Source organism: Streptomyces sp. NPDC029836, from assembly GCF_055574495.1.
The window spans coordinates 48126-71090 of the sequence record NZ_JBVHZI010000022.1 but is presented as its reverse complement, the minus strand read 5'-3'; the positions used below and the strand labels follow the sequence as shown (position 1 = coordinate 71090).

Genomic DNA, 22965 nt, shown 5'->3' with positions numbered 1-22965 from the left:
CGGGGACACCTCCCCGCCGACGGGCTCCGAAAGGGAACAACAGTGCAGCGCAAGTGGAAGCTGACCGGTGGCATGGTGGGTTCGCTCGGTCTGGCCCTGACGGGAGTACTCGCCACGTCGGGTCCGGCCGCCGCCGCGACCGTCTCGACGACGCTCCCGTACGTCTGCCAGACCCGGCTCTCCGGTGAGTGGATACCGGTCGACTACAGCCGTAACTTCACCACCACGGCGCCGACCAAGGTCGCCCCGTTCCACACCTTCAAGGTGACGTTCGACTCGGCGCCGATCAAGGCCGTCGCCGACTACAACAAGCTCCTGAACACCATCTCGTTCAACTACAAGGTGCCCGCCAACGCCACCGTCCTCAGCTACAAGTTGACCGGCGGCAGCAACCTCGGCACCGCCAAGCAGTGGGTCGAGCGGACCGGCAACGACCTGCGCGTGAAGTCGGACGGCGAGTGGGCCGGCGGCGTCGAGTTCGACTTCCCGAACCTCGAAGTCACCCTGCGCGCCCCGGGCAGCGGCACCCTCACCACGGGCGCCGGCGGCTCCAGCTTCACCGACACCGCGTTCGGCTGGAACCGTCTCCAGCCGACCACCAACGAGTGGGACCCCTTCCAGTGCTACGCCGACCCGGCGCAGCCCGTCACGTTCTCGACCACCCAGGTCGGCTACTGATCCACGGTCCGACAGGCCCCGGGCGCGGCCGCCGATCCCTCTCGGCGGCCGCGCCCGCCCGCCCGCACCCTCACCCCGGGGAGCTCCACAGACATGCCACACACCGACAGCGCGTCCGCCCCGCGGGCCGAGCACACGGACGGAACCGGCGGCCGGACGGTCGACTTCTGGTTCGATCCCCTCTGCCCCTTCGCCTGGATCACCTCCCGCTGGGTGCTGGAGGCCGCCGAACGGCTGCCGTTGACCCTGCGGTGGCACGAGATGAGCCTGGCGCTCCTCAACAGCGGCCCCGAGGTCCCCGAGGCCCGTCGCGCCCTCCTCGGCCGCTACTGGGGGCCGGTCAGGCTGATCGCCGCCGCCCGCGCGGCCCACGGCGACGAGGTCGTCGGCCCGCTCTACACGGCGCTCGGCAACCGCTTCCACGGCGCGGGCGGCATCTTCGAGCCGGTGCGCACCGCGGCCGACTCCGACTTCCGCGAGGCCATGCACCGGGCGCTGGACGGCGTCGAGCCGGGCTGCGCCCAGGCCCTGGAGGAACTCGGCCTGCCCGCATCCCTGTTGGCGGCGCTGGACGCCGAGGAGTGGGACGAGCAGCTGCGTGCCTCCCACGGCCGGGTCCCCGACCACGACCTCGGTCAGGAACTGATCGGCGTACCGACGATCTCGGTGGACGGCGGCCCGGGCCAGTTCGGGCCGGTGCTGTCCGCGATCCCGCGCGGCGAACGGGCGGCCGAGCTGTGGAGCGCCTTCGCGACGCTGGCCGCCGACCCGGACTTCTTCGAACTGAAGCAGAGCACGGGCCGCTCGGCGCCCGTCACCGGCTAGTTCCCGGCCCCCGGCCGGGCCGGCCCCCCTTTACCGTCCGTTTCTCTTTCCCGCTCCGCGGCACGACCGGAGGAAGTCAGATGCGCATCATCCGAATCCACGAGTACGGGGACCCGGATGTCCTCCGCGTGGAGGAAGCACCCGTTCCGACGCCGGGCCCGGGCGAGGTCCTCATCGCCGCCGAGGCCGTCAGCGTCGGCTTCGCGCAGACCCAGATGCGGCGGAACATCTTCCCCGCTCCCATGTGGCGCCCGCAGTTCCCCATCGTCCTCGGCGGGGACGTCATCGGCCGCGTCGCGGGCGTCGGCGCCGGTGTGACGGACATCCACGAGGGCGACCGCGTCGGCGCGTTCACCCTCAACGGCGCCTACGCCGACTACGCGGTGGTCGACGCCGCCACGGTGCTGCCCGTCCCCGAGGGCCTCGACGCCGCGCAGGCGACCGCGCTGCCCTCCCCGGGCCCGATCGCCGCCGGCACGCTGGGCACCGCGGCCCTGCGGCCCGGTGAGAGCGTCCTCGTGCACGCGGCGTCCGGCGGCATCGGCCACCTCGCCGTCCAGTTGGCCAGGGCGGCGGGCGCGGGCCTGGTCATCGGCACCGCCGGCTCCGCCGACAAGCTGGACTTCGTACGGGGTCTGGGCGCGGACGTCGTCATCGACTACAGCCGCGACGACTGGGCCGAGGAGGTCCGCGCGGCGACGGGCGGCAAGGGCGTCGACGTCATCCTCGACAGCGTCGGCGGCGACGTGCTGCGCCAGGGAGTGGGCCTCCTCGCCCCCTTCGGGCGCCTCGTGTTCTACGGTTCGGCCGGCGGCGGCCTGGAGATCCCCAAGGTCTCGCCCATGGAGCTCATCGAGATGAAGTTCCTGACCGGCTTCGCGCTCTCGCGTTGGCGCGCCGCCCGCCCCAAGGAATACCTGCGCAACCACGAGGACCTGGCCAACCGGCTCGCCGACGGCACGGTCCGGCACGCCGTGCACGCGACCCTGCCGCTGCACGAGGTCGCCGAGGCGCACCGGCTGATCGAGTCCCGCGCGCAGATCGGCCGGATCGTCCTGATCCCGGAACACACCGCCTGACCCCACCGCCCGGCCGCCGCCCTCCGGCACCGGAACGGCCGCCACCGGCCCCGCAGGCTCCGGCCCGCGGGGCCGGTCGCGTCCGGTGCGACGCTCCGATGCCCTGACAGGCGGGTCCCACGGATGTCACGATCGGCTCCGCGCGCGGGTACGGGGCCCGCCGACTGCAGGTGAGGACGCGTCATGAATCCGGACAGAGCGGTACCGGGGCAGGATCCACAGGGCCGGGCGACGGGACAAGCGGCCGCGGCCGCCGGGAACGGTACACGGGCCGCCGGGGTGCTGCTCGGGCTGTCGACGGTGCTCGTCGGGCTGATGGCCGGCCTGTTCTTCGCCTTCGACGTCTCGGTGATGCCGGGCCTCGCCCGGCTCGACGACGCCGCGTACGTCGCCGCCATGGACCGCTTCAACGCGGCCATCGACGGCAACGGCCTCTTCGGGAGCGTCTTCGTCCTGGCCCTGCTCGGCACCGCCGCCGCCGCGCTGGTCTCCCTGCGCACGGGCCACCGTACGATCGCGCTCTGGGCGGGGGCGGCCGCCGTCGCCTACCTCGCCGTCCTGGTGATCACCTTCGCGGTGAACATCCCGCTGAACGACGAGCTCGCGGACGCGGCCGGCGCGGCGGGGTCCGCCGCCCCGGTGGTGGACAAGTTCCAGGGCACCTGGGTGACCACGAACATACTCCGCACCCTGCTCTCCACGCTGGCGCTCGTCGCCCTCGTCCGGGCCGTGCTGCTGCACGGCCGCGCCACGGCGCGCTGACCGGGCCGGGACGGCCCCCGCACGGGCGGGGGCCGTCCCGGGGATCAGGCGCCGCCGTGCAGGACCAGGGCCCAGGCCAGCAGGCCCGTCGCGGCCGTGCACAGCAGGGCGCGCCAGACGTTCGCCCGCACCCACGGGCCCTCGAAGGCCCGCCGGACGGCGGCCGGGTCGGCGAGGGCGTCGGCCGGACCGGCCTGCGCCAGCGCGTTGTTGAGCGGGATGTTCACCACGCCGGTCACCACCATCGCCAGCACGTAGCAGACGAACGCCCCGATCAGCGGCCCCAGCGCCGCCCGCCCGTCGGCCGGGACGTGCAGGCCCACGGCGAGTCCGGTGAACACCAGCGCCCCCAGGTAGCCCAGCATGAACCAGCCGTTGAGGATCGCCACGTTGATCCGTTGCATCACCTCGACCACGGTCCGGTCGCCGGTGGCCCGCAGACCGGGCATCACCGCCACCGAGAACCCGTAGAAAAGGCCGCTGACCAGGCCCATGGTGATCGTCGCCGCGATCAGTGACGCGAACCGTGCCGTTTCCATGTCGATCTCCCCCGTACGCAGTCGAAATCCGGTCATCCAGCTGACGGACGCGCCGATCCTACGGGCGGAGATCCACGGACGTACGGGGAAGACCGATGAGCCGGTTAGCACCCGGTTTCAACCGATGGACACCCTTCGGCGCCCACAGGGCCACGAGGTACCCTCCGCTTCCGCGGGCCCGCACGCCCGCCCGCGAAGCCTGGAGAGGAAACAGACCGTGACCGAACCGAAGCACCGGCTGGACGCATTGCGGTCCGACATCGAGCGCCGCAACCCCGCCCAGCCCGAGTTCCACCAAGCCGTGCGCGAGGTCCTGGACACGCTGGCCCCGGTGTTCGCCGCCCGTCCCGAGTACGCGGAAGCGGGCCTCGTGGAGCGGCTGGTCGAGCCCGAGCGGCAGATCATCTTCCGCGTGCCGTGGACGGACGACCGCGGCCGGGTCCACGTCAACCGCGGCTACCGCGTCGAGTTCAACAGCGCGCTCGGCCCGTACAAGGGCGGCCTCCGCTTCCACCCGTCGGTCGACATCGGCGTGGTGAAGTTCCTCGGCTTCGAGCAGATCTTCAAGAACGCCCTGACCGGGCTGGGCATCGGCGGCGGCAAGGGCGGCAGCGACTTCGACCCGCACGGCAGGTCGGACGCGGAGGTCATGCGCTTCTGTCAGTCGTTCATGACCGAGCTGTACCGCCACATCGGCGAGCACACGGACGTCCCGGCCGGTGACATCGGCGTCGGCGGCCGCGAGATCGGCTACCTCTTCGGCCAGTACCGGCGCATCACCAACCGCTGGGAGGCCGGCGTCCTGACCGGCAAGGGCACCGGATGGGGCGGCTCCGCGATCCGTCCGCAGGCCACGGGCTACGGCAGCGTCCTGTTCGCCGCCGAGATGCTCGCCGTCCGCGGCGAGGCCCTCGACGGCCTCACCGCCGTAGTCTCCGGCTCCGGCAACGTCGCCCTGTACACCATCGAGAAGCTCCAGCAGCTCGGCGCCAACCCGCTGACCTGCTCGGACTCCCAGGGCTACGTCATCGACGACAAGGGCATCGACCTCGCGCTGCTGCGGCAGATCAAGGAGGTCGAGCGCGGGCGCGTCAGCGAGTACGCGCAGCGCCGCGGCTCCTCCGCCCGCTTCGTGCCCGGGGGCCGGGTCTGGGAGGTCCCGGCGGAGGTGGCCTTCCCTTCGGCCACCCAGAACGAACTCGGCGCCGACGACGCCCGCGCGCTCATCGCCGCCGGCGTCAAGGCCGTCTCGGAGGGCGCCAACATGCCCACCACCCCCGAGGCCGTCCACCTCTTCCAGGAGGCCGGCGTCGCCTTCGGCCCCGGCAAGGCCGCCAACGCGGGCGGAGTCGCGGTCAGCGCCCTGGAGATGGCCCAGAACGCCGGCCGCACCGCGTGGAGCGCGGACCGGGTCGAGGAGGAACTCGCGGGCATCATGCGCGACATCCACACGGTGGCCCACGAGACGGCCGAGCGGTACGGCGCACCGGGCGACTACGTCACCGGCGCCAACATCGCCGGCTTCGAGCGGGTCGCCGACGCGATGCTCGCCCAGGGCGTGATCTGACGCCGGAAGCCGGGGCACCCCGGCCCGGACACCGGGCCGGGGGCCGTAGCCTGGCCTTCCACCACTGACAGGGAGCCACCCGTGCTGAGCGCGCTTGACGGGACGTACGGCGACCGGAAGGACGCCCTGAGCGTCGCCGGACGGACCGCCTCGTACGAGGAGTTGCTGGGCGCCGCGAGCGCCGTCGCCGCCGACGTGGCGGGCCGGGCGGCGTTCGCGGTGACGGCGACCGCCTCGCTGGAGACCGTCGCGGCCACCGTCGGCGCCCTGCTCGCCGGGGTGCCGCTCGTACCTCTGCCGCCCGACGCGGGACCCGCCGAGCGCGCGCACATCCTGCGGGACTCCGGCGCCGACGAGATCGACGTCGACTTCGCCCGCCGGGCCCCGGCCCGCCCCCTGCCGAGCGCACCCACCGCCGACCCCGCGCTCATCCTGTACACCTCCGGCACCACCGGGCCGCCCAAGGGCGTCGTCCTGAGCGGCGCCGCGATCACCGCCGACCTCGACGCGCTCGCCGACGCCTGGCAGTGGACCGCCGAGGACATCCTCGTCCACGGGCTCCCGCTGTTCCACGTGCACGGCCTGGTCCTCGGCGTGCTCGGCGCGCTGCGCACCGGCAGCCGGCTCGTGCACACCGGCCGTCCCACCCCGAGGGCCTACGCGGAGGCGGCCGGCAGCCTCTACTTCGGGGTGCCCACCGTCTGGTCCCGCATCGCCGCCGACCCGGAGGCCGCCGCGGCCCTGTCCGGGGCCCGCCTCCTCGTCTCCGGCAGCGCCGCCCTGCCCGCCCCGGTCTTCCGGGACCTGGAACGCCTGACGGGCCACCGGCCGGTCGAGCGGTACGGCATGACGGAAACCCTGATCACCCTCAGCGGCCGCGCCGGCGGCGAGGTCCACCCGGGCGCCGTCGGCACCCCGCTGCCCGGCATCCGGACCCGCATCGCGGCCGAACCGGGCGCGGAGATCGGCGAACTCCAGCTGACCGGACCCACCTTGTTCTCCGGCTACCTGGGCCGCCCGGAGGCCACCGCCGCCGCGTACACCGAGGACGGGTGGTTCCGTACGGGCGACATCGCCGCCGTCGACGGGACCGACGGGGTCCACCGGATCGTCGGCCGGGCCTCCATCGACATGATCAAGTCCGGCGGGTACCGGATCGGCGCCGGCGAGATCGAGAACGCGCTGCTCGACCACCCCAAGGTGAGCGAGGCGGCCGTGGTGGGCGTCCCCGACGCCGACCTCGGACAGCGGATCGTCGCCTTCGTCGTCGCCGAAGGCGTCACGGGCGGCGAACTCACCGACTTCGTCGCCGCGCACCTGTCGGTGCACAAACGACCGCGCGAGGTCCGGTTCATCGCCGCCGTACCGCGCAACGCCATGGGCAAACCGCAGAAGAAGCTCCTGCTGACGGACGACACCGGGGACCACGCATGACCATCGCCAAGACCACCAGGGACGTCCGCGCCACCGGCAGCCCGTGGATCCGCCGCTTCCACACCGCGGTGCGCCCGCAGGACGCCCCCGTCCTCGTCGTGCTCCCGCACGCCGGCGGCAACGCCTCCTTCTACTTCCCGCTCTCCCGGGACCTGGCCCCGCACGCCGAAGTGCTCACCGTCCAGTACCCCGGCCGCCAGGACCGCTTCGGCGAACCGAGCCCCGAGACGGTGACGGGACTCGTCGACGAGGTCGAGCGGGCGTTGCTGCCCTGGCGGGAACGGCCCCTGGTGCTCTTCGGGCACAGCATGGGCGCCGTCCTCGCCTTCGAACTGACCCGCCGGCTGGAGCGGGCGGACGCGGCCCCGCGCGGCCTCGTCCTGTCCGGCCGGCGCTCCCCGCTGCTGCCCGAGGAGGGCACCACCCACCTCGAGGGCGACGCCGCCCTCCTCGCCCGACTGGGCGAACTCTCCGGCACCGACCCGCGGTTGCTCGCGGACCCGGACTTCCGGGAGCTGATCCTGCCGTCGCTGCGCAGCGACTACGAGGCGATCGAGACGTACCGCTACGAGCCGGGGCCGCCCCTGAACACCCCCGTCAGCGTGCTCTGCGGGCAGTCCGACCCGCGGGCGAGCCCGGCCGGGGCCATGGACTGGCGCCGGCTGACCGGCGCCGCCTTCACCTTCCGGTCGTTCCCCGGCGGGCACTTCTACCTGGCGGAGCAGCACGACGCGGTGGTCCGGGCGCTCACCGAGGACCTTTCGGCCTTCGCCGGAGCCTGACGGGCGGCGGCCGGGCCCACCGCGGCCCGGCCGGCCGGATCCCGCCGGAGATCATCTAGGCAGGGCCGGGGGGCGTCGGTACGTTGCTCGCATGGACCAAACGGCTGGCGATCCCAGAACCGATCATCGCGCCCTCCTCGCGGCTTCCGTCACGGTCGTGCTGTGGGCCTCCGCTTTCGTCTCCATCCGCTCAGCGGCCGAGCACTACGGCCCCGGGGCGCTCGCGCTGGGGCGGCTGCTGACGGCCTCGGTCGCGCTGGGCGTCGTACTCCTGGTCAAGCGGGTGCCGCTGCCGCCGCGTCAAGCCTGGCCGGGGATCCTCGTCTCCGGGGTGCTCTGGTTCGGGCTGTACATGGTGACGCTGAACTGGGGCGAACAGGAGGTCGACGCCGGTACTGCGGCGATGGTCGTCAACATCGGCCCCATCGTCATTGCCCTGCTCAGCGGCTGGCTGCTGAAGGAGGGTTTTCCGCCGATGCTGCTCGCGGGCATGGGCGTGTCCTTCGTCGGCGCGGCCGTCGTCGGCGTGTCCACCTCCCACGGCGGCTCCTCCTCGATCCTCGGCGTGCTGCTGTGCCTGGTCGCCGCGCTCGCCTACGGGGCCGGGGTGGTCTCGCAGAAGCCCGCGCTGCGCCACGCCACTCCGCTCCAGGTGACGACGTACGGCTGCTTCGTCGGAACGGTGTGCACCCTGCCCTTCGCCTGGCAGCTGATCTCCCAGCTCCCCGAGGCGCCGCTCGGCGCCACCCTGAACATGGTCTACCTGGGCCTGTTCCCGACCGCCCTCGCCTTCACCACCTGGACGTACGCGCTGTCGCGCACCACCGCCGGGAAGATGGGCGCCACCACGTACGCGGTGCCCGCCGTGGTGGTGGTCATCGCCTGGTTCGCGCTGGACGAGGTCCCGGGCTGGCTGACCCTGCTGGGCGGGGCGATCTGCCTCGGCGGCGTCGCGGTCTCCCGCAGGCGGCCCGAGCCCGCGCCGACGGAGGTCGCTGCGGGAAAGTAACCGCCATGGCGGGGCGGGCCGTTCGGGGCGGGCGGCCGTCCGGTTTCCGTCCCGCCCGGACGCACGGTCCGAGGCGCCCCGTACGCCCCTCGACCGCCCCACGGTGACCCGCCCCCGCCCGGGGGCGGGTCACAGGACGTACGTGGCCTCGTTGCGCCCCAGCAGGTAGCCGAGCTGCAAGCGGTTGAGGGCGCCCATCTCCTGCTTGATGGCCGCGATGTGGGCCTGGAGGGAACGCTCGCTGATCCCGATGCGGCGGGCGATCGCCTTGTCCGCGTAGCCCTCCACGAGCAGCCGACTGATCGACTCCCGGATCGCCGGAACCACTTCGTCCGCCGCTTTCGCGGCGTGCAGCGGCACGAAGGGAAAGGGCTTCGCCCGGTCCCAGGCCTTGTCGAACGTGTCGCGGAGAAATCGTACGATCGTCGGTTCGGTAATGGAGATCGCCGTGGTACGGTCCTCGTTCGCCGAAATGAAGGCGATGTCGTCCACAATGATCAGCCGGTCGAAGAATTCCTCCAATGTGCGAACCTGGGCTCCGTATTCGGTAACCGCACGGACATATTCCTTCGTCGCCTCGTCGAATCGCGTGGTGTGCTGATAGAGCGTTCGCATCGCGATCCCCGCCGAGATGTGCCGGCGCACCGATTCCAGCGCCTCCTTCAGGACCGCGCTCGGCCGCGCCCCGTCGGGCTGCGCGGTGAGGATGTCCCGCCGGACCGCGCCGAGGGCGTCGTTGATCGCCGTGGAGATGCTGCCCAGGCCATGCAAGTAACGGACCCCGGGGCCCACCACCACCTCGTCCGCGCCGGCCTCTACCGCCGCGGCGACGGCCGGGCGCGCGGCCTGCTGCGCGGCTTCCTGGGCCAACAGCCCGAGGTGCGTTGCGAGTTCCCGCAAGAACGCCTGCGGTTCCCCCGCCGCGGCCGCACACAGCGCTTCAGGTGCACCGCTCTGTGCGGTTTCGACGTATTTGACTACGTCCACGTGCCACCCCTGTCTGTCCGGTATGCAGCTGTCTGTGGCGTTCTGGACCCCGTCGGTTCCCGCAATGCGTAAACCGGAGCCATCGTAGGTCTACCTGGTCGTGACCCGGCAGGGGAGATTTGGTCTCACCGCAGGAACGAACACGCAGAAGGCGCCCGACGATCACCACCGCCGGAAACCGCCTCGGTTTGGCGTTCCTGGAATGACCGAACACGAAACGACTTGAGGGGACTGGGCAAAATGGGGAAGAACCACATGGTGACTCGTCGGACCGGCCGCGTTTCGGGAATCCGCGGTCGCGTCGCACTCGCCGCGGCGGGCGTCGCCCTCGGCGTCGGCACGGTCGTCACCGGGATCGCCCAGGGCGCCCTCACCACCGACTCCGGCAGCCACCTGCGGCTCGGCGACGTCGGCTGGAACAACACGAACCCGCACGTGGTCGCCGGTGACGTGGGCTGGAACAACCCGCAGCCCGGCACGACCACCCCGACGCCGGCCCCCACCCACCCCACCCCCGGGCCCACCAACGACGTTGGCTGGAACTGACCGTCCGCCGCCGTCCCGTCCTGCACTGCGTCCCCTCCCGCCACTGACCGACCGGCAACAGAATGGCTGATCCTCGTGGTTGCCCCCTCCCCCTGGTTCCTGACCTCCGAGACCACCGCCGCCGCCGACGACGGTGCCACGGCCGCCACCCGCGTCTACTGCTTCCCGCACGCCGGCGGGAACCCCCGGACCTTCCTCGGCTGGCAGGCCGACCTGGGAACGGACGCGCGGATCCTCGCCGTCTGCCCGCCCGGCCGGGGCCACCGCTTCCGTGAACCGGCCCTCACCTCCGTCGCCGACCTCGCCGACGGCGCGGCCGCCGCCATCGCCCTCGCCACCACCGCCGCTGGCCAGCCCTTCTTGCTCTTCGGCCACAGCTTCGGCGCCGCCCTCGCCTTCGAGGTCGCCCGCCGCCTGGACGGCGTACGCGGCTTCGCCGGCCTCGTCGTCTCCGGATGCAGCGCCCCCTGCCTGCTGCCGACCCGCCGCGTGGTCGACACCGCTCGACTGGAGGGCCGGGCCTTCACCGAGGCCGTCGGCTTCTTCGGCGGACTGCCGCCCGAGGTCGTCGAGGACGAGACCCTCCAGGAACTGCTCCTCCCGCACCTGAAGGCCGACTTCCGGCTCGTCGCCGGCTACCGCTACCGGCCCGCCGCCCCCCTCGACGTCCCGGTCACCCTGCTCAACGGCACCGAGGACCCGCACGTCGACGCGGCCGCGCTGGACGCCTGGGCCCGCGAATGCGCCACGCCGCCGCGACGGCACTGGGCCGACGGCGGCCACTTCTACTTCGAGGGTCGGCCGGACGCCGTCACCCGCGTCCTGCGCCCGCTGGCCCGTGCGGCCGCGGCCGCGACGCCCGTCGGGGATGAGTACGTTGAGCTGATCTGACCCCGATCCGCCCCCCGGCCGACGCACGCCGGCAGCTCACCAGCGAGGACCTCCATGAACCACGCGGCTTCCTTCGACGCGCCCGACGCGCCCCTCTCCGAAACCCCCGCCGCCGCCCGACTGCGGCGCGCCATCGCCTTCCGGGACCTGCACGAGGGCCCGCGCCCCTTCGTGGTCCCCAACCCCTGGGACGCGGGATCCGCCCGCGTCCTGGCCTCCTTCGGCTTCGCCGCGCTCGCCACCACCGGAGCCGGCCTCGCCCACAGCCTCGGCCGCCCCGACGGGGCGAACCGCGTCGGCCGCGCCGAGCTCCTCGCCAACGCCGCCGCGATCATCGCGGCCACCGACCTGCCCGTCACCGCCGACCTGGAGAGCGGCTTCGGCGAACGTCCCGAGGACGTCGCCGAGACCATCCGCCTCGCCGCCGCCGCCGGCCTCGTCGGCGGTTCCGTCGAGGACTCCACCGGGCGCGACGAGGACCCCGTACGCCCCTTGGAGGAGGCCGTCGAGCGCGTCGCCGCGGCCGTGGAGGCGGCGAAGGGGCTCGACTTCCCCTTCACCGTCACCGCCCGCGCCGAGAACTTCTTCCAGGGCCGCCCCGACCTCGACGACACCATCCGCCGCCTGCGGGCCTACGAGGCCGCCGGCGCCCACGTCCTCTACGCCCCGGCCCTGCCCGACGCGGACGCCATCCGCGCCGTCTGCGCGGCCGTCGACCGGCCCGTCAACGTCCTGATGGGCGGCGCCCTGCCGCTGTCCGTCGCCGACCTCGGCGCCCTCGGCGTACGCCGCGTCAGCACCGGATCGGCGCTGTCGCGCGCCGCCCTCGGCGCCCTCACCCGGGCCGCCCGCGAGATCAGCGAGCTCGGCACCTTCGGCTTCGGCGCGGACGCCCTCCCGTACGCCGAGGCCAACGAACTCCTGGCCGACCCCGCCCCGTCCGCCGACCGAGAGAGCGAACCGGCACCGTGAGCCTTCCGCACGCCTTACCCGACCCCGCCCCCGTCACCGCCGGCGCGGCGCCCGCGACACCCGCCGCCGCGCCCGTCGTCCACCTGTCCGCGCCCCGCTACGTACTCGGCGAACTCCACGACGACCACACCTCCATCGAGGGACTCGCCGAGCGCGCCCGCCGGTTCGGCATGCCGCCCCGCGCCGAACTCTGGGGCTGGGGGAGCGTCCACCGCACCGCCAAGTGCCTGGAGACCCTGGCCGCGGAGACCGTGCGGGCCACCCTCGACGCGGCCCGCGTCGCCCCGTCGGACGTCGACTGCCTCATCCTGTGCTCCACCCGCTTCCCCGGCGGCCCGCGCACCCACGGCACGTTCGTGGAGAACGTGCTGGCCGCCACGGGCCTCGGCGCCGCCGCCTTCATCGGGCTCACCCTCGGCCGCTGCGCAAACCTCCTGGCGGGCATCCGCACGGCCCAGGCGTACGTCGCCGCGGGCATGTACCGCCGGGTCGTCGTCGTCACCGCCGACCGGGTCACCGACGAGTCCGTCCGGATGGACAACTTCGCCCTGTTCAGCGACGGCGCCGCCTCCTGCCTGGTCGCCGCCGCGCCGATCGGCCCGGACGCGTACGAGATCGTCGCCGGGGCCGGCGCGCAGGACCCGGCCGGCCTCGACTGGTCCAACGAGATCAGCTCCGACCTCGCCCGCGAGGTCAACGACCGGATCCTCGACGACGCCGGCATGAAGATCGGCGACATCCACGGGGTGCTGCACCCCAACCTCTACAAGCCGCTCGTCGTCCTCAAGGAACGCCAAGCCGGCTTCGGCCGCGACCAGCTCTTCCTCGACAACATCCCGCGCGTCGGCCACTGCTTCGCCGCCGACCCGCTGATCAACCTCGTCGACCGGGCGGCGGCCGGCGCGCTCAAGCCCCACGGGCACTACCTGCTGGCGTCCAGCGTCCCCGGCGTCCGCATCGGCGTCCTGCTGCGCCGACTCCCGACACCCGCCGGCGCCCCGGCCGACCCCGCCCCGACCACCGCCACCACTGCCCGACGGGAAGGCCGCTGACATGTCCACCGACACGACCACGGGCGCCGACCCGACCGGCGGCGGGACCGCCCGCGCCGGCCTCGGGAGCGGCGCCGCCGACGACGGTTTCCTCGACCTGGCCCGCGGTTCCTTCGGGCCCGCCTTCCCGCTGCCCGACCTCACCACCTCCCTGCCCGCCGGCCCCTTCGAGGCCTCCCCGGCCGGCGCCGCCGAAGCGGCCCTCATCGCCGCCGCCCCGCCCGCCGACCTGTTCCGCCGGCTGCTCGCCGACCAGGAGGGCGAGGCCGCCCTGCTCGCAGCCCGGCGCGTCCTCGCCGCGTTCCTCGCCCCCGAGGGCGACGCCGCCGCCGACGACCCCCTCCCCGAGCCCGCCGACGCCGACGCGGTCGCCGCGTACGTCGCCGCCGCCCGCGCCGAACTCGCCGCCGTACTCACCCCGTTGCGCGAGCACCCCGACCCCGAGGTCCGCGCCGCGGTGCTGCGCCAGCGCGCCCCCCTCACCCTGATCGGCGGCTGTTGGCTCGACACCGTCTCGCAGGCCGCGACCCAGCCCGCCGAGATCGTCGGCCGCCTCTTCGGCCAGCACTGGCTGCTCCAGGGCGAGGGCACCGCCGACGCCGGCCTGCTGGGCCGCCGCCGGCGGGCGCTCGCCGAGCACGGGGTGTTCCTGCCCGCCGTCGAGGCCGCCGCCTTCCTCGACGCGGCCGGGGCCCGTCCCCTCACCGCCCTGCACGCCGCCTTCCACGTGGCCCTGTCCCGGCTGCCCGCCTCCTTCCTCCCCGAGGTGGTCGGCGTGCACTACGCCGCCCACGCCCTGGGCCTCGACGAGCTGCTGATCGGCGGCGAGCCGATGCTCGCGGAGGGCGACGTACGCCCCGTCCTCGCCGAGTACCTGGCCCTCACCGCGCAGTCGCCGACCGGCGCCGAGGACCGCCGCCGCGCCCTGGCGGCCGTACGCCTGCTGGTCCGCCTGGAACGCGAGCACACCGCCGCCCTCGCCGAGCTCGCCGCCTGGCACGAGGGGCTCTCCCTCGACGCCAAGGTGGCCCTGATCGTGGAGCGGCACGCCCCGCACGCGGGCCGCCAGCACCGCGCCGTCCGGCTCGGCGCCCGCAAGCTCACCGACTGGCTCGACGACGGGCAGCTCGACCCGGCCGCCTTCGTACGGGAGTTCCGCACCGCCCGCCAGCTGCGGCCCGGCCGCGACGGCGGACCCTGCCGGTTCCTGAAGTCCATCAAGTTCGGCGGCCCCATGTTCGGCATCTTCGACGAGCGCGAAGCGGCCGTCTTCGCCGCCTGGGCCCGCTCCGTCGCCGCCGGCGAGCCCGCCGGCGCCGACCTCGTACCGCTCACCGCCGGGGACGAGCCCGCCCGCGCCTGGAGCGGACGCCTCGCCTCGGTCGAACCCGCCGACCTGGTGGTGCGCGAGCCCGAGCCCACCCACGACCACCGCCGCTTCTTCCACCGCCTCGTCAACTTCGAGCGCCACCCGAACGTGCTGCCGGCCGCCCGGGCCCGCGCCGAGGCCGGACTGGCCGACGCCGAGCTGCTGTTCGCGCACGGCGCCGGGGGCGTGCTCACCGACGCCTCGTACTTCGACTACACGCCCGAAGCCCTGATGGAGCGGGTCGAGCGGATCTACCGGGACAAGCTGGTGGACCCGTACGAGCCTCTCACCGAGATCCCCTCGCGCGACGAGGTCGTCTTCGAGCAGTCCACGTACGCCCTGGGCAGCCTCATCGACGGCACCTGGGCCCACCGCGTCGGCAACCTCGGCCGCCGGCACCGGCGCGGCGACGACATGCTCTTCTCCATCTACGCGGACGAGATGGGCCGCGGCGACATGGCGAAGAACCACATCACGATCATCCACAAGGTGCTGGCCAGCATGGACATGGACCTGCCGCACATCCGGCAGGAGGCCTTCCTCCAGCAGGGGGACCTGCCGGACCACCTGTACGGCTTCTCGATCCACCAGATCTGCCTGTCGCTGTTCCCCGACAGCCTCTACCACGAGATCCTCGGCTACAACCTGGGCATCGAGATGTTCGGCCTCGGCGCGATGCGGCTGCACGAGATCCAGAAACTGCGCCGGCACGGCCTCGACGTCTCCTACGAAGAGGCCCACCTGTCGATCGACAACTTCTCGGCGGGTCACGCCCGCCAGTCCGCCGAGATCATCGTGGCCTTCCTCGACGACGTGCGCACCGCCTCCGGGGAGGAGGCCGTCCAGGGCGCGTGGCGCCGGGTCTGGCGCGGCTACGCCTCCTTCGCGCACTTCGTCGAACACGGCCTGGTCAAGCGCGTCCGCGCGGAGGCCGAGGCCGAGGCCGAGGCCGCTGCCGCTGCCGAGAACACCGCCCGGACCCCCGCCGACCTGGTCATCTGAGGAGCCCCACCATGGAACTGACGACGAGTTTCGACCCCGAGGTCCTGGCCCTGCCCTTCTACGAGGACTCCCACCGCCGGCTCGCCGAGTCGGCCGGAGCCTGGTGCGACAGCAACCGGGTGCTGTGGGAGGAGATCCGCGCCCTGGACCCCGACGCCGCCGGCCGCCGCCTCGTGCGCGCCCTCGGCGCGGCCGGCTGGCTCGCCGAACTGGACCCGCGCGGCGCCCCCGTCAACGACTTCCGCGCGGTGTGCCTGCGCCGCGAGGCCCTCGCCTACGCCGAGGACCTCGCCGACTTCGCCTTCTCCATCCAGGCGCTCGCCGCGACCCCGCTGCTGCGCTTCGGCAGCGAGGCACAGCGCCGCCGCTACCTGCCGGGGATGGCCGACGGCACCCTGATCGGGGCGTTCGCGGTCTCCGAGAAGGAGGCCGGCTCGGACGTCTCCTCCGTCGGGTTGGCGGCGGCGCGCGCCGAGGACGGCTCGTACGTGCTCGACGGGCGCAAGGCGTGGATCGCCAACGGGACCATCGCCGACGTGTTCGTCGTCATCGCCCGCACCGGGCAGGGCCCCGGACCGCTGGGGCTGTCCGCCTTCCTGGTGCCCGCCGACACCCCCGGGCTGCGGGTCGAGCGGATCGACGCGATCGCCCCGCGGTCCTTCGCGCACCTCTCCTTCGAGCAGTGCCGGCTGCCCGCCGACGCGCTCCTGGGCCGGCCGGGCAAGGGCTTCGTGATCGCGGTGGACCTGCTGGAGCGGTTCCGCACCACCGTCGGCGCGGCCGCACTCGGCTTCGCCCGGCGGGCCTTCGACACCGCCCTGGCCCACGTGCTGGGCCGGGAGGCGTACGGGGCCACCCTCTTCGACCTCCAGTTGGTCAAGGCCTCGCTCGCCGACATGGAGGTGCAGCTGAACGCGGCCGCGCTGCTGGTGGCGCGGGCCGCGTGGGAGACCGACCGGGGCAGCCGCCGGTTCGCCCGACACTCCAACATCGCCAAGGTGCACGCGACCGAGGCCGCCCAGGGCGTCGTCGACTCGGCCGTACAGCTGCTGGGCGCGGCGGGCATCGTGCAGGGCGGCGTCACCGAGCGGCTCTACCGGCAGGTCCGGTCGTTGCGCATCTACGAGGGCACCTCCGAGGTGCTGAGGATGGCCATCGCGGGCTCCCTCGACATGCGCCGCGCGGCCCGCGCCACGGCCTGACCCGGCGCCCGCCCGGCGGGCGCCCTCCGTACCACCCGCCCCACCCGTACCGCCCGTTCAGCAAGGAGTAGGCAGTGAGCACCACGAGCCCCCGGGCCAGTACCTCCCATACCTCCAGTGCCGTCAGCCCCGCCCGTCCCGCCGGTCCGGTCAGCCCGGTTGACGCGGTGCGCCTGCCGGACCCCTACCCCTGCTACGCGCAGCTGGTGGCCGAGCGTCCCTTCGCCCACGACGAGGCGCTCGGGGCCTGGGTCGCCGCCGACGCGGCAGCGGTCCGCGCGGTGTTGGGAAGCGACGCGCTGCGGGTGCGGCCGGTGGCCGAGCCGGTCCCCGCCGGGATCGTCGGGACGCCCGCCGGTGAGGTCTTCGGGGACCTGGTGCGAATGACGGACGGCCCGGTCGCGGCCCGCCTGAAGGCGGTGGTGGCCGAGGCGCTGGGCCGCGCCGACACCGCGCACGCGGCCCGACTGGCGGCCCGGCACACCCGCGAGGTGCTGGCGGCCGGCGGCGAAGTCCCGTACGAGGAGCTGATGTTCGGGGTCCCGGCCCGGGTGGTCGCCGAGCTCGCCGGGCTGACGGAGGGGGCCGGGCGGGAGGCGGCCCGGGCGATCGGCGACTTCGTCCAGTGCATCCCCGCCTCCGCGACCCCCGCCCAGCAGCGGGCCGCCGCCACGGCTGCCGCCCGGCTGCGCGAACTGCTCGCGCCGCCGTTGGACGCGGCCCGCGCCGGCCGGTCGGCGCCGGCGGGCGGCGGTCCCGCCTCGGGGCTGCTCGCCGAGCTGGTGGGCGCCGCCGACCGGCACTCCTGGCCGCACCTGGCGCCCCTGCTCTCCAACGCCGTCGGCTTCCTGTCCCAGACCTACGACGCCACCGCAGGCCTGATCGGCAACACCCTGGTCGCCCTCGCCCGGGGCGCCGCCGCGCCGGACACTCCGGGGGCCGTCGAAGCGCTCGTGCGCGAGGTGGTCCGGTACGACGCCCCGATCCAGAACACCCGCCGGTTCGCCGCCGGTTCCTTCGTCCACGCGGGCCGCGAGGTGGAGCCCGGTCAGCAGGTGCTGGTGGTGCTGGCCGCCGCCAACCGGGACCCCGCGGTCAACCCGGACCCCGACGTCCTGTCGCCCGGCCGGGTGAATCCGGCGGTCTTCACCTTCGGTGCGGCGGCCCACCGCTGCCCGGGGGAGGAGCTCGCCGTGGCCCTCGCCGGCGCGGTCGTCACCGAACTCCGCACGGCAGGCTTGACCACCACCGCGACCCCCGCCTACCGCCCTCTGGCGAACGCTCGGATCCCGCTCCTCTAGCGCGCAGGACTCCTCCCAGGACGACGCCGCCCCCGTGACCGCGATCAAGGCCGGGAGTCGGTCACCCCCATGCCTCCAGACAGGACAAAACGCAATATGTCGGACACTCTTCACCTTTGGATGCGGCACGAGGCCCGCGCCACCGAACGCCGCGCCCCCCTCACCCCCGAGGACGCCGGCCGCCTGGTGGCCGAGGGCATCCGGATCACCGTCGAGGAGTCGGACCAGCGGGTGTTCCCGCTCGCCGACTACGCCGCCGCCGGCTGCGCCACCGCCCCGACCGCCTCCTGGCACGAGCAGGCCCCCGACGACGCGTACGTCCTCGGCCTCAAGGAACTCCCCGCCGGACCCGACGCGCCCGCCCTGCGCCACCGGCACATCTACTTCGGGCACGCCTACAAGGGCCAGTCCGGAGCCCGCGAACTGCTCGCCCGCTTCACCGCGGGCGGCGGCGCCCTCCTCGACATGGAGTACCTCACCGACGCGGCCGGCCGCCGGGTGGCCGCCTTCGGCTACTGGGCCGGGTACGTCGGCGCCGCCCTCGCCGTCCTGCACCACCGCGGCGCCCTCACCACCCCGCTGCGCCCCACGGACCGGCCCGCCCTCGACGCCCTGCTCGCCTCCGGAGCCACCCCCGACGACCCCACCACCGCCCTCGTGATCGGCGCGCTCGGCCGCAGCGGCCGCGGCGCCCGCGACGCCCTGACGGCCGCCGGCCTGGACCCGACCCGCTGGGACCTGGCCGAGACCCGCGACCTCGACCGCGCCGCCCTCCTCGGCCACGACCTGATGGTCAACACCGTCCTGACCACCACGCCCGTACCGCCGTTCCTGACCAAGGCCGACCTTGACGACCCGCGCCGCCGGCTCTCCCTCGTCTCCGACGTCACCTGCGACGTCACCTCCGACTGCAACGTCCTGCCGGTCTACGACGCGACCACCACCTGGACGGAACCCGTCCGCGCCCTGCGCGCCGGCCCCGAGCGACCCCTCGACCTGATCGCCATCGACAACCTGCCCTCGCTCCTCCCCGTCGAGGCCGCCACCGCGTTCTCCGCCGAACTCGCCCCTGAGCTCCTGCGCCTGGCCGCCCCGGCCGACGACGTCTGGGAGCGCGCCCTGCACACCTACCGGACGGCCGTCCGAGCCCAGGAGGATCCCCTTGTCCGCTGACCAACCCGCGACCGCCGCGCCCACCGCGGCCGCGGCGTCCGGCACCGTCCACTGGATAGGCACCGGCCTGTCCACCGGCCGCTCCGGCCTCTCCCTCGTCTGCGAACGCGCCCGGCGGGTGGTCCTGTGGGACCGCACCGCCGAGCGCGGCGCCGCCCGCCTCGCCGCCCTCGGCCTGGCGGGCCGCGCCGAGGTCCGCGCGTTCACCCCGGCCGCCCTGGCGGCCGGGGTGGGCCCCGGCGACGTCCTCGTCTCCATGCTCCCGGCCGGCGAACACGCCGAGCTGCTGCGCCTCGCCACCGACAGGGCCGCCCACTTCGCCTGCACCAGCTACGTCTCCCCGGAACTCGCCGCCCTCGCCGGGGAGGCCGCGGACCGCACCCGTACCGTCGTCCTCACCGAGGCCGGACTCGACCCCGGCATCGACCACCTGCTGGCCCACGACCTGGTCGCACGGGGTCGCGCGGCCCTCGGGGAGATACCCGCGACCGCCGTGTTCACCTCCTACTGCGGAGGCGTCCCGGCGGTCCCCAACCCCTTCCGCTACCGCTTCAGTTGGGCCCCGTACGGGGTCCTCGCCGCCCTCGGATCCCCGGCCCGGCACATCGAGGCCGGCGCCGAGAGCACCGTCCCGCGGCCCTGGGAGGCCACCCGCCCGCTGACCCTCGCGGGCGAGGAGTTCGAGGTCTACCCGAACCGCGACAGCCTCCCCTTCGTCGCCCAGTACGGCATGCCGGACCACTGGCGGCTCGACACCTTCGTCCGCGGCACCCTGCGCAACGCGGGCTGGCACACCGCCTGGAAGGAGGTCTTCGAGACCGTCTCCACCGGGGACCAGGAAGCCGTCCGCGCCCTGGCCGGCTCGCTCGCCGCCCGGTACCCCACCACCCCCGACGACCGCGACCGCGTCGTGCTGTCCGTCGCACTCGAACTGCGCACCCCGGCGGGCCCGTCCTGGTGCGGCTCCCACCTGCTCGACCTGACCGGCGACGCCGAGGAATCCGCCATGGCCCGCTGCGTCTCCCTCCCCGTGGCCTACGGCGTCACCCGGATCCTGGCCGGCGCCCTGCCCGCCGGACTGCACCGCGCCGCCGCGCCCGGCGACACCGGCCGCTGGCTCGCCTTCCTCGGCGCCCACGGCCTGAGCGGCGCCCGCGAAGAAACCACCACCCCCTCAGGAGTCCCGGCATGACGCAGCCCACCCACCTGCCCGAAACCCCCGCGCTGCCCGACGCGTTCGTCCTCACCGGCGCCTTCCGCGTCGTCTGCCGCAACCCCCGCTACCTGGAGGAACTCGCCGCCCGCGGGCTGCGGATCCTGCTCATCACCCCCGACACGAACCGCGACGCCGTCCGTCGCGCCCGCAAGGACCCCGAGCACCCGGCCTCCCTGATCGACGAGATCGCCTACGTCGACGGCTCCCTCGACCTCGACGGCTCCTTCACCCCCGGGTTCGTCGCAGCCGCCCGCGCCTGGCGCGGCCGCTACACCGTGCGCGGCGCGTACGCCGTCGGCGAGACCCTCGTCGAGCAGACCGGCCTGCTGTGCGACGCCCTGGGCCTGCCCGGACCGGGGTTGCGCGCCACCCGGGTGTGCCGCAGCAAGTACCTCCAGCGCTGGTACCTGGAGGAATTCAGCCCCACCACCCTGGTCCTGCCGCCCGGCGGCCGTGAGGACGCAGACCTGTCCGCCCTGCGCTACCCGGTCGTCGCCAAGCCCGCCACCCGGCACTCCAGCTCGGGCGTCGTCGCCGTCACGGACGCCGCCGAACTGCGCGCGCTGCTGCCGCAGTACCCCGCGCATGAGACGCTCATGATCGAGGAGAAGGTGACCGGCCAGGAGTACTCCGTGGAGTCCCTGGTCCAGCACGGCCGGCCGCTCTTCACCTCGGTGACCCGCAAGGAGACCACCGAGTCCGGCGACCGCACCTTCGTCGAGCTGGCCCACTCCGTCCCCAACGCCCGCACCGGCGAGGACGAGGTCCTGCTGGCCGCCAACCACCGGATGCTGGAGGTGCTCGGCTTCCGCGACGGGATCGCCCACGCCGAGTGGCGCATCGGCGAGGACGGCGAACCCCGCCTGATGGAGGTCGCCGCCCGCACCCCCGGGGACGGCCTCGTCGCCCTCTACCACCTGGCCACCGGCCGGCCCCTGGAACCGGAGATCGTCCGGATCGCCCTCGGCGAGGCCGCCGACTACCCGCCGCCGCGCCGCTTCACCCGCCAGGTCTACCTGGAGCACGAGGCGGGCTGCCTCGCCGACGTCACCCTCGACTGGCCCGGCGTCCGCCCCCAATGGGTCGGCGAGGCCGGCACCTGGCCCGACTGCGCGCCCGGCGAGCCCGGCGACGCGCCCGCGCTGCGCGCCCTGCTCGTCCTGAAGGAGGCCGGCACCCGGCTCCAGCCGCTCGCCTGCTCCGACGACCGGGCGGTGACCTTCCTGATCGACGCGCCCACCCCGGACGGGCTCGACGCGTTGGAGCGGGCCGTCCGGACCGCCGTCACCGTCGTCGTCGACCCGGAGGACCCCGATGAGCACTGATGTCCGGCCCGCCGAAGCGGAACGGGAAGCCGCTCCGCCGGCCCCGGCCCCCGGGGTGTGGACCACCTTCAAGGAGGCCCCGAGCGCGGTGAAGACCGTACTGGCCGGGGTGCTCGTCAACCGGCTCGGCGGCTTCCTGCACGTCTTCCTCGTCCTCTTCCTCACCGCCGAGGGCCACTCCAAGGGCCGCACCGTCATCGCGCTGGGCGTGTACGGGGCGGGCGCCGTCGCCGGCTCGCTCGTCGGCGGCACCCTCGCCGACCGGCTCGGCATCCGCGGCGCCACCGTCCTGTCCATGAGCAGCACCGCGCTGCTCACCGCCGCCCTGCTGTACCTGCCCGGCTTCCTGCCGCTGCTGGCCGCGATCGCCCTCGTCAGCCTGGGCGCCCAACTGTTCCGGCCGGCGTCGGCCACCCTCCTCGCCGAACAGACCGACGGCGACCGACAGATCATGATCTTCGCGATGTACCGCTTCGGCCTCAACGTCGGAGCGACCGCCGCGCCCCTGCTGGGCTACGCGCTCTACCACGCGGGCGGCCGGACGTACACGCTGCTGTTCTGGGGCGAGGCCGCCCTCGCCCTGGCCTTCGCGCTGGTCGCCCGCGCCACCCTGCCCGCCCGGACGAAGCCCGCACCGGGCGCCGTGCGAGCGCGGGTCCCCGCGGGGACCGGCGGGTACGGCGCGGTCCTGCGCGACCGCCGCTACCTCTTCTACCTGGTCGCGGCGTTCTTCCACTCCGCCGTCTACATGCAGTACCTGTCCACCCTGCCGCTCTACATGGCGGAGGCCCGGCTGGCGCTGTTCTGGTACACCTTCGCCGTCGCGCTCAACGGCGTCATCGTCATCGCCTTCGAGCTGCTGGTCACCAAGGTCTCGCAGCGCTGGCCCATGAAGATCACCATCGGCCTGGGCTTCGCCCTCGTCGGCGCCGGCGTCGCCTGCTACGGACTGCCGATCGGGCCGGCGGCCATCGTCATCGGGACGCTGATCTGGTCCCTGGGCGAGATCCTCGGCGGCCCCGCCGTCTTCGCCTACCCGGCCAACGCCGGCCCCGAGGAGCTGCGTTCGCGCTACATCGGCAGCTTCCAGTTCGTCTTCGGGCTGGGCTCCGCCCTCGGCCCGATGGCCGGCACCTGGCTCTTCCTCCAGTTCGGCTCGCTGGTCTGGCCGCTGATCGGCGCCGCCTCCCTGCTCGCAACCCTGTTCGCCCTGTTCGCCGTCCGCACCCGCCCGGCCGCGTAGGCCCGGTGTCG

21 protein-coding genes are annotated in these 22965 nt (G+C 74.1%); 19 read left to right on the top strand and 2 right to left on the bottom strand.

The features are described 5' to 3' along the window. Nucleotides 1-42 precede the first annotated feature (42 nt). The 4 genes from ACZ4XJ_RS34975 to ACZ4XJ_RS34960 all read left to right on the top strand — a co-directional run bounded on the left by ACZ4XJ_RS34975 (nt 43) and on the right by ACZ4XJ_RS34960 (nt 3344). Entirely contained in the window at nt 43-678 is a 636-nt protein-coding gene (locus ACZ4XJ_RS34975; protein ID WP_468498585.1) for a hypothetical protein, read from the top strand. A 93-nt stretch (nt 679-771) separates the two neighbouring features. Next, nucleotides 772-1503 carry a DsbA family oxidoreductase gene (locus tag ACZ4XJ_RS34970; protein ID WP_362881039.1) on the top strand — a complete coding sequence of 244 codons (732 nt, stop codon included), beginning with the start codon at nt 772-774 and terminating at the stop codon, nt 1501-1503. Nucleotides 1504-1583: 80 nt separating this feature from the next. After that, complete coding sequence (locus ACZ4XJ_RS34965) at nt 1584-2582, top strand: quinone oxidoreductase family protein (protein ID WP_362881041.1); 999 nt, start codon at nt 1584-1586, stop codon at nt 2580-2582. Between the two features lie 183 nt (nt 2583-2765). After that, nucleotides 2766-3344 (top strand): anthrone oxygenase family protein, encoded by a 579-nt coding sequence (locus ACZ4XJ_RS34960; protein ID WP_468498584.1) that lies wholly within the window; start codon nt 2766-2768, stop codon nt 3342-3344. Between the two features lie 44 nt (nt 3345-3388). Here ACZ4XJ_RS34960 and ACZ4XJ_RS34955 read toward each other — a convergent pair whose 3' ends face one another. Then, complete coding sequence (locus tag ACZ4XJ_RS34955; RefSeq protein WP_468498583.1) at nt 3389-3919, bottom strand: anthrone oxygenase family protein; 531 nt, start codon at nt 3917-3919, stop codon at nt 3389-3391. Between the two features lie 181 nt (nt 3920-4100). Here ACZ4XJ_RS34955 and gdhA point away from each other — a divergent pair, with 181 nt between their 5' ends. The 4 genes from gdhA to ACZ4XJ_RS34935 all read left to right on the top strand — a co-directional run bounded on the left by gdhA (nt 4101) and on the right by ACZ4XJ_RS34935 (nt 8675). Beyond that, entirely contained in the window at nt 4101-5450 is a 1350-nt protein-coding gene (gene gdhA, locus ACZ4XJ_RS34950) for an NADP-specific glutamate dehydrogenase (protein ID WP_468498582.1), read from the top strand. 81 nt (nt 5451-5531) lie between these two features. Then, a complete protein-coding gene (locus ACZ4XJ_RS34945; protein WP_468498581.1) occupies nt 5532-6884 on the top strand; it encodes an acyl-CoA synthetase in 1353 nt (450 codons plus the stop codon). After that, nucleotides 6881-7666, top strand: coding sequence for a thioesterase II family protein (locus ACZ4XJ_RS34940; RefSeq protein ID WP_468498580.1), 786 nt, complete (start codon nt 6881-6883; stop codon nt 7664-7666). Before ACZ4XJ_RS34945 ends, ACZ4XJ_RS34940 begins: the two co-directional genes overlap by 4 nt. A 91-nt stretch (nt 7667-7757) precedes the next feature. Beyond that, nucleotides 7758-8675, top strand: coding sequence for a DMT family transporter (locus ACZ4XJ_RS34935; RefSeq protein WP_362881053.1), 918 nt, complete (start codon nt 7758-7760; stop codon nt 8673-8675). A gap of 129 nt (nt 8676-8804) precedes the next feature. Here ACZ4XJ_RS34935 and ACZ4XJ_RS34930 read toward each other — a convergent pair whose 3' ends face one another. Beyond that, on the bottom strand, nt 8805-9662 hold the full coding sequence (locus ACZ4XJ_RS34930) for a LuxR C-terminal-related transcriptional regulator (RefSeq protein WP_362881055.1): 858 nt from the start codon (nt 9660-9662) through the stop codon (nt 8805-8807). 255 nt (nt 9663-9917) lie between these two features. On the opposite strand from ACZ4XJ_RS34930, the gene ACZ4XJ_RS34925 reads away from it, so the two are divergent. From ACZ4XJ_RS34925 to ACZ4XJ_RS34875, 11 genes are all read left to right on the top strand, one after another. Further along, nucleotides 9918-10208, top strand: coding sequence for a hypothetical protein (locus ACZ4XJ_RS34925; RefSeq protein WP_362881057.1), 291 nt, complete (start codon nt 9918-9920; stop codon nt 10206-10208). Between the two features lie 75 nt (nt 10209-10283). After that, the gene (locus tag ACZ4XJ_RS34920) at nt 10284-11099 is read left to right on the top strand and encodes a thioesterase II family protein (protein WP_362881059.1); all 816 of its coding nucleotides are present in this window, start codon (nt 10284-10286) and stop codon (nt 11097-11099) included. 54 nt (nt 11100-11153) lie between these two features. Continuing rightward, complete coding sequence (locus tag ACZ4XJ_RS34915; protein WP_468498579.1) at nt 11154-12071, top strand: isocitrate lyase/PEP mutase family protein; 918 nt, start codon at nt 11154-11156, stop codon at nt 12069-12071. Next, nucleotides 12068-13123, top strand: a complete 1056-nt coding sequence (locus ACZ4XJ_RS34910; RefSeq protein ID WP_362881062.1) for a beta-ketoacyl-[acyl-carrier-protein] synthase family protein — start codon at nt 12068-12070, stop codon at nt 13121-13123. Before ACZ4XJ_RS34915 ends, ACZ4XJ_RS34910 begins: the two co-directional genes overlap by 4 nt. Nucleotide 13124: 1 nt before the next feature. Further along, a complete protein-coding gene (locus ACZ4XJ_RS34905; RefSeq protein ID WP_362881064.1) occupies nt 13125-15494 on the top strand; it encodes an iron-containing redox enzyme family protein in 2370 nt (789 codons plus the stop codon). A gap of 11 nt (nt 15495-15505) precedes the next feature. Beyond that, the gene (locus ACZ4XJ_RS34900; RefSeq protein WP_362881066.1) at nt 15506-16696 is read left to right on the top strand and encodes an acyl-CoA dehydrogenase family protein; all 1191 of its coding nucleotides are present in this window, start codon (nt 15506-15508) and stop codon (nt 16694-16696) included. A gap of 74 nt (nt 16697-16770) precedes the next feature. Continuing rightward, a complete protein-coding gene (locus ACZ4XJ_RS34895; protein WP_362881067.1) occupies nt 16771-17997 on the top strand; it encodes a cytochrome P450 in 1227 nt (408 codons plus the stop codon). A gap of 96 nt (nt 17998-18093) precedes the next feature. Then, nucleotides 18094-19170 carry a saccharopine dehydrogenase gene (locus tag ACZ4XJ_RS34890; RefSeq protein ID WP_468498578.1) on the top strand — a complete coding sequence of 359 codons (1077 nt, stop codon included), beginning with the start codon at nt 18094-18096 and terminating at the stop codon, nt 19168-19170. Then, nucleotides 19160-20362 carry a saccharopine dehydrogenase C-terminal domain-containing protein gene (locus tag ACZ4XJ_RS34885; protein WP_468498577.1) on the top strand — a complete coding sequence of 401 codons (1203 nt, stop codon included), beginning with the start codon at nt 19160-19162 and terminating at the stop codon, nt 20360-20362. The genes ACZ4XJ_RS34890 and ACZ4XJ_RS34885 overlap by 11 nt, the downstream gene beginning before the upstream one ends. Then, nucleotides 20359-21711 carry an ATP-grasp domain-containing protein gene (locus tag ACZ4XJ_RS34880; RefSeq protein WP_468498576.1) on the top strand — a complete coding sequence of 451 codons (1353 nt, stop codon included), beginning with the start codon at nt 20359-20361 and terminating at the stop codon, nt 21709-21711. Before ACZ4XJ_RS34885 ends, ACZ4XJ_RS34880 begins: the two co-directional genes overlap by 4 nt. Then, on the top strand, nt 21701-22954 hold the full coding sequence (locus tag ACZ4XJ_RS34875) for an MFS transporter (protein WP_362881075.1): 1254 nt from the start codon (nt 21701-21703) through the stop codon (nt 22952-22954). Before ACZ4XJ_RS34880 ends, ACZ4XJ_RS34875 begins: the two co-directional genes overlap by 11 nt. Nucleotides 22955-22965 lie beyond the last annotated feature (11 nt).

What these genes read in the sequence shown, in the direction of transcription:
- ACZ4XJ_RS34970 (WP_362881039.1), top strand. Translation starts at nt 772, where the DNA reads ATGCCACACACCGACAGCGCGTCCGCCCCGCGGGCCGAGCACACGGAC.
- ACZ4XJ_RS34965 (WP_362881041.1), top strand. Translation starts at nt 1,584, where the DNA reads ATGCGCATCATCCGAATCCACGAGTACGGGGACCCGGATGTCCTCCGC.
- ACZ4XJ_RS34960 (WP_468498584.1), top strand. Translation starts at nt 2,766, where the DNA reads ATGAATCCGGACAGAGCGGTACCGGGGCAGGATCCACAGGGCCGGGCG.
- ACZ4XJ_RS34955 (WP_468498583.1), bottom strand. Translation starts at nt 3,919, where the DNA reads ATGACCGGATTTCGACTGCGTACGGGGGAGATCGACATGGAAACGGCA.
- ACZ4XJ_RS34940 (WP_468498580.1), top strand. Translation starts at nt 6,881, where the DNA reads ATGACCATCGCCAAGACCACCAGGGACGTCCGCGCCACCGGCAGCCCG.
- ACZ4XJ_RS34935 (WP_362881053.1), top strand. Translation starts at nt 7,758, where the DNA reads ATGGACCAAACGGCTGGCGATCCCAGAACCGATCATCGCGCCCTCCTC.
- ACZ4XJ_RS34925 (WP_362881057.1), top strand. Translation starts at nt 9,918, where the DNA reads ATGGTGACTCGTCGGACCGGCCGCGTTTCGGGAATCCGCGGTCGCGTC.
- ACZ4XJ_RS34915 (WP_468498579.1), top strand. Translation starts at nt 11,154, where the DNA reads ATGAACCACGCGGCTTCCTTCGACGCGCCCGACGCGCCCCTCTCCGAA.
- ACZ4XJ_RS34905 (WP_362881064.1), top strand. Translation starts at nt 13,125, where the DNA reads ATGTCCACCGACACGACCACGGGCGCCGACCCGACCGGCGGCGGGACC.
- ACZ4XJ_RS34900 (WP_362881066.1), top strand. Translation starts at nt 15,506, where the DNA reads ATGGAACTGACGACGAGTTTCGACCCCGAGGTCCTGGCCCTGCCCTTC.
- ACZ4XJ_RS34890 (WP_468498578.1), top strand. Translation starts at nt 18,094, where the DNA reads ATGTCGGACACTCTTCACCTTTGGATGCGGCACGAGGCCCGCGCCACC.
- ACZ4XJ_RS34880 (WP_468498576.1), top strand. Translation starts at nt 20,359, where the DNA reads ATGACGCAGCCCACCCACCTGCCCGAAACCCCCGCGCTGCCCGACGCG.
- ACZ4XJ_RS34875 (WP_362881075.1), top strand. Translation starts at nt 21,701, where the DNA reads ATGAGCACTGATGTCCGGCCCGCCGAAGCGGAACGGGAAGCCGCTCCG.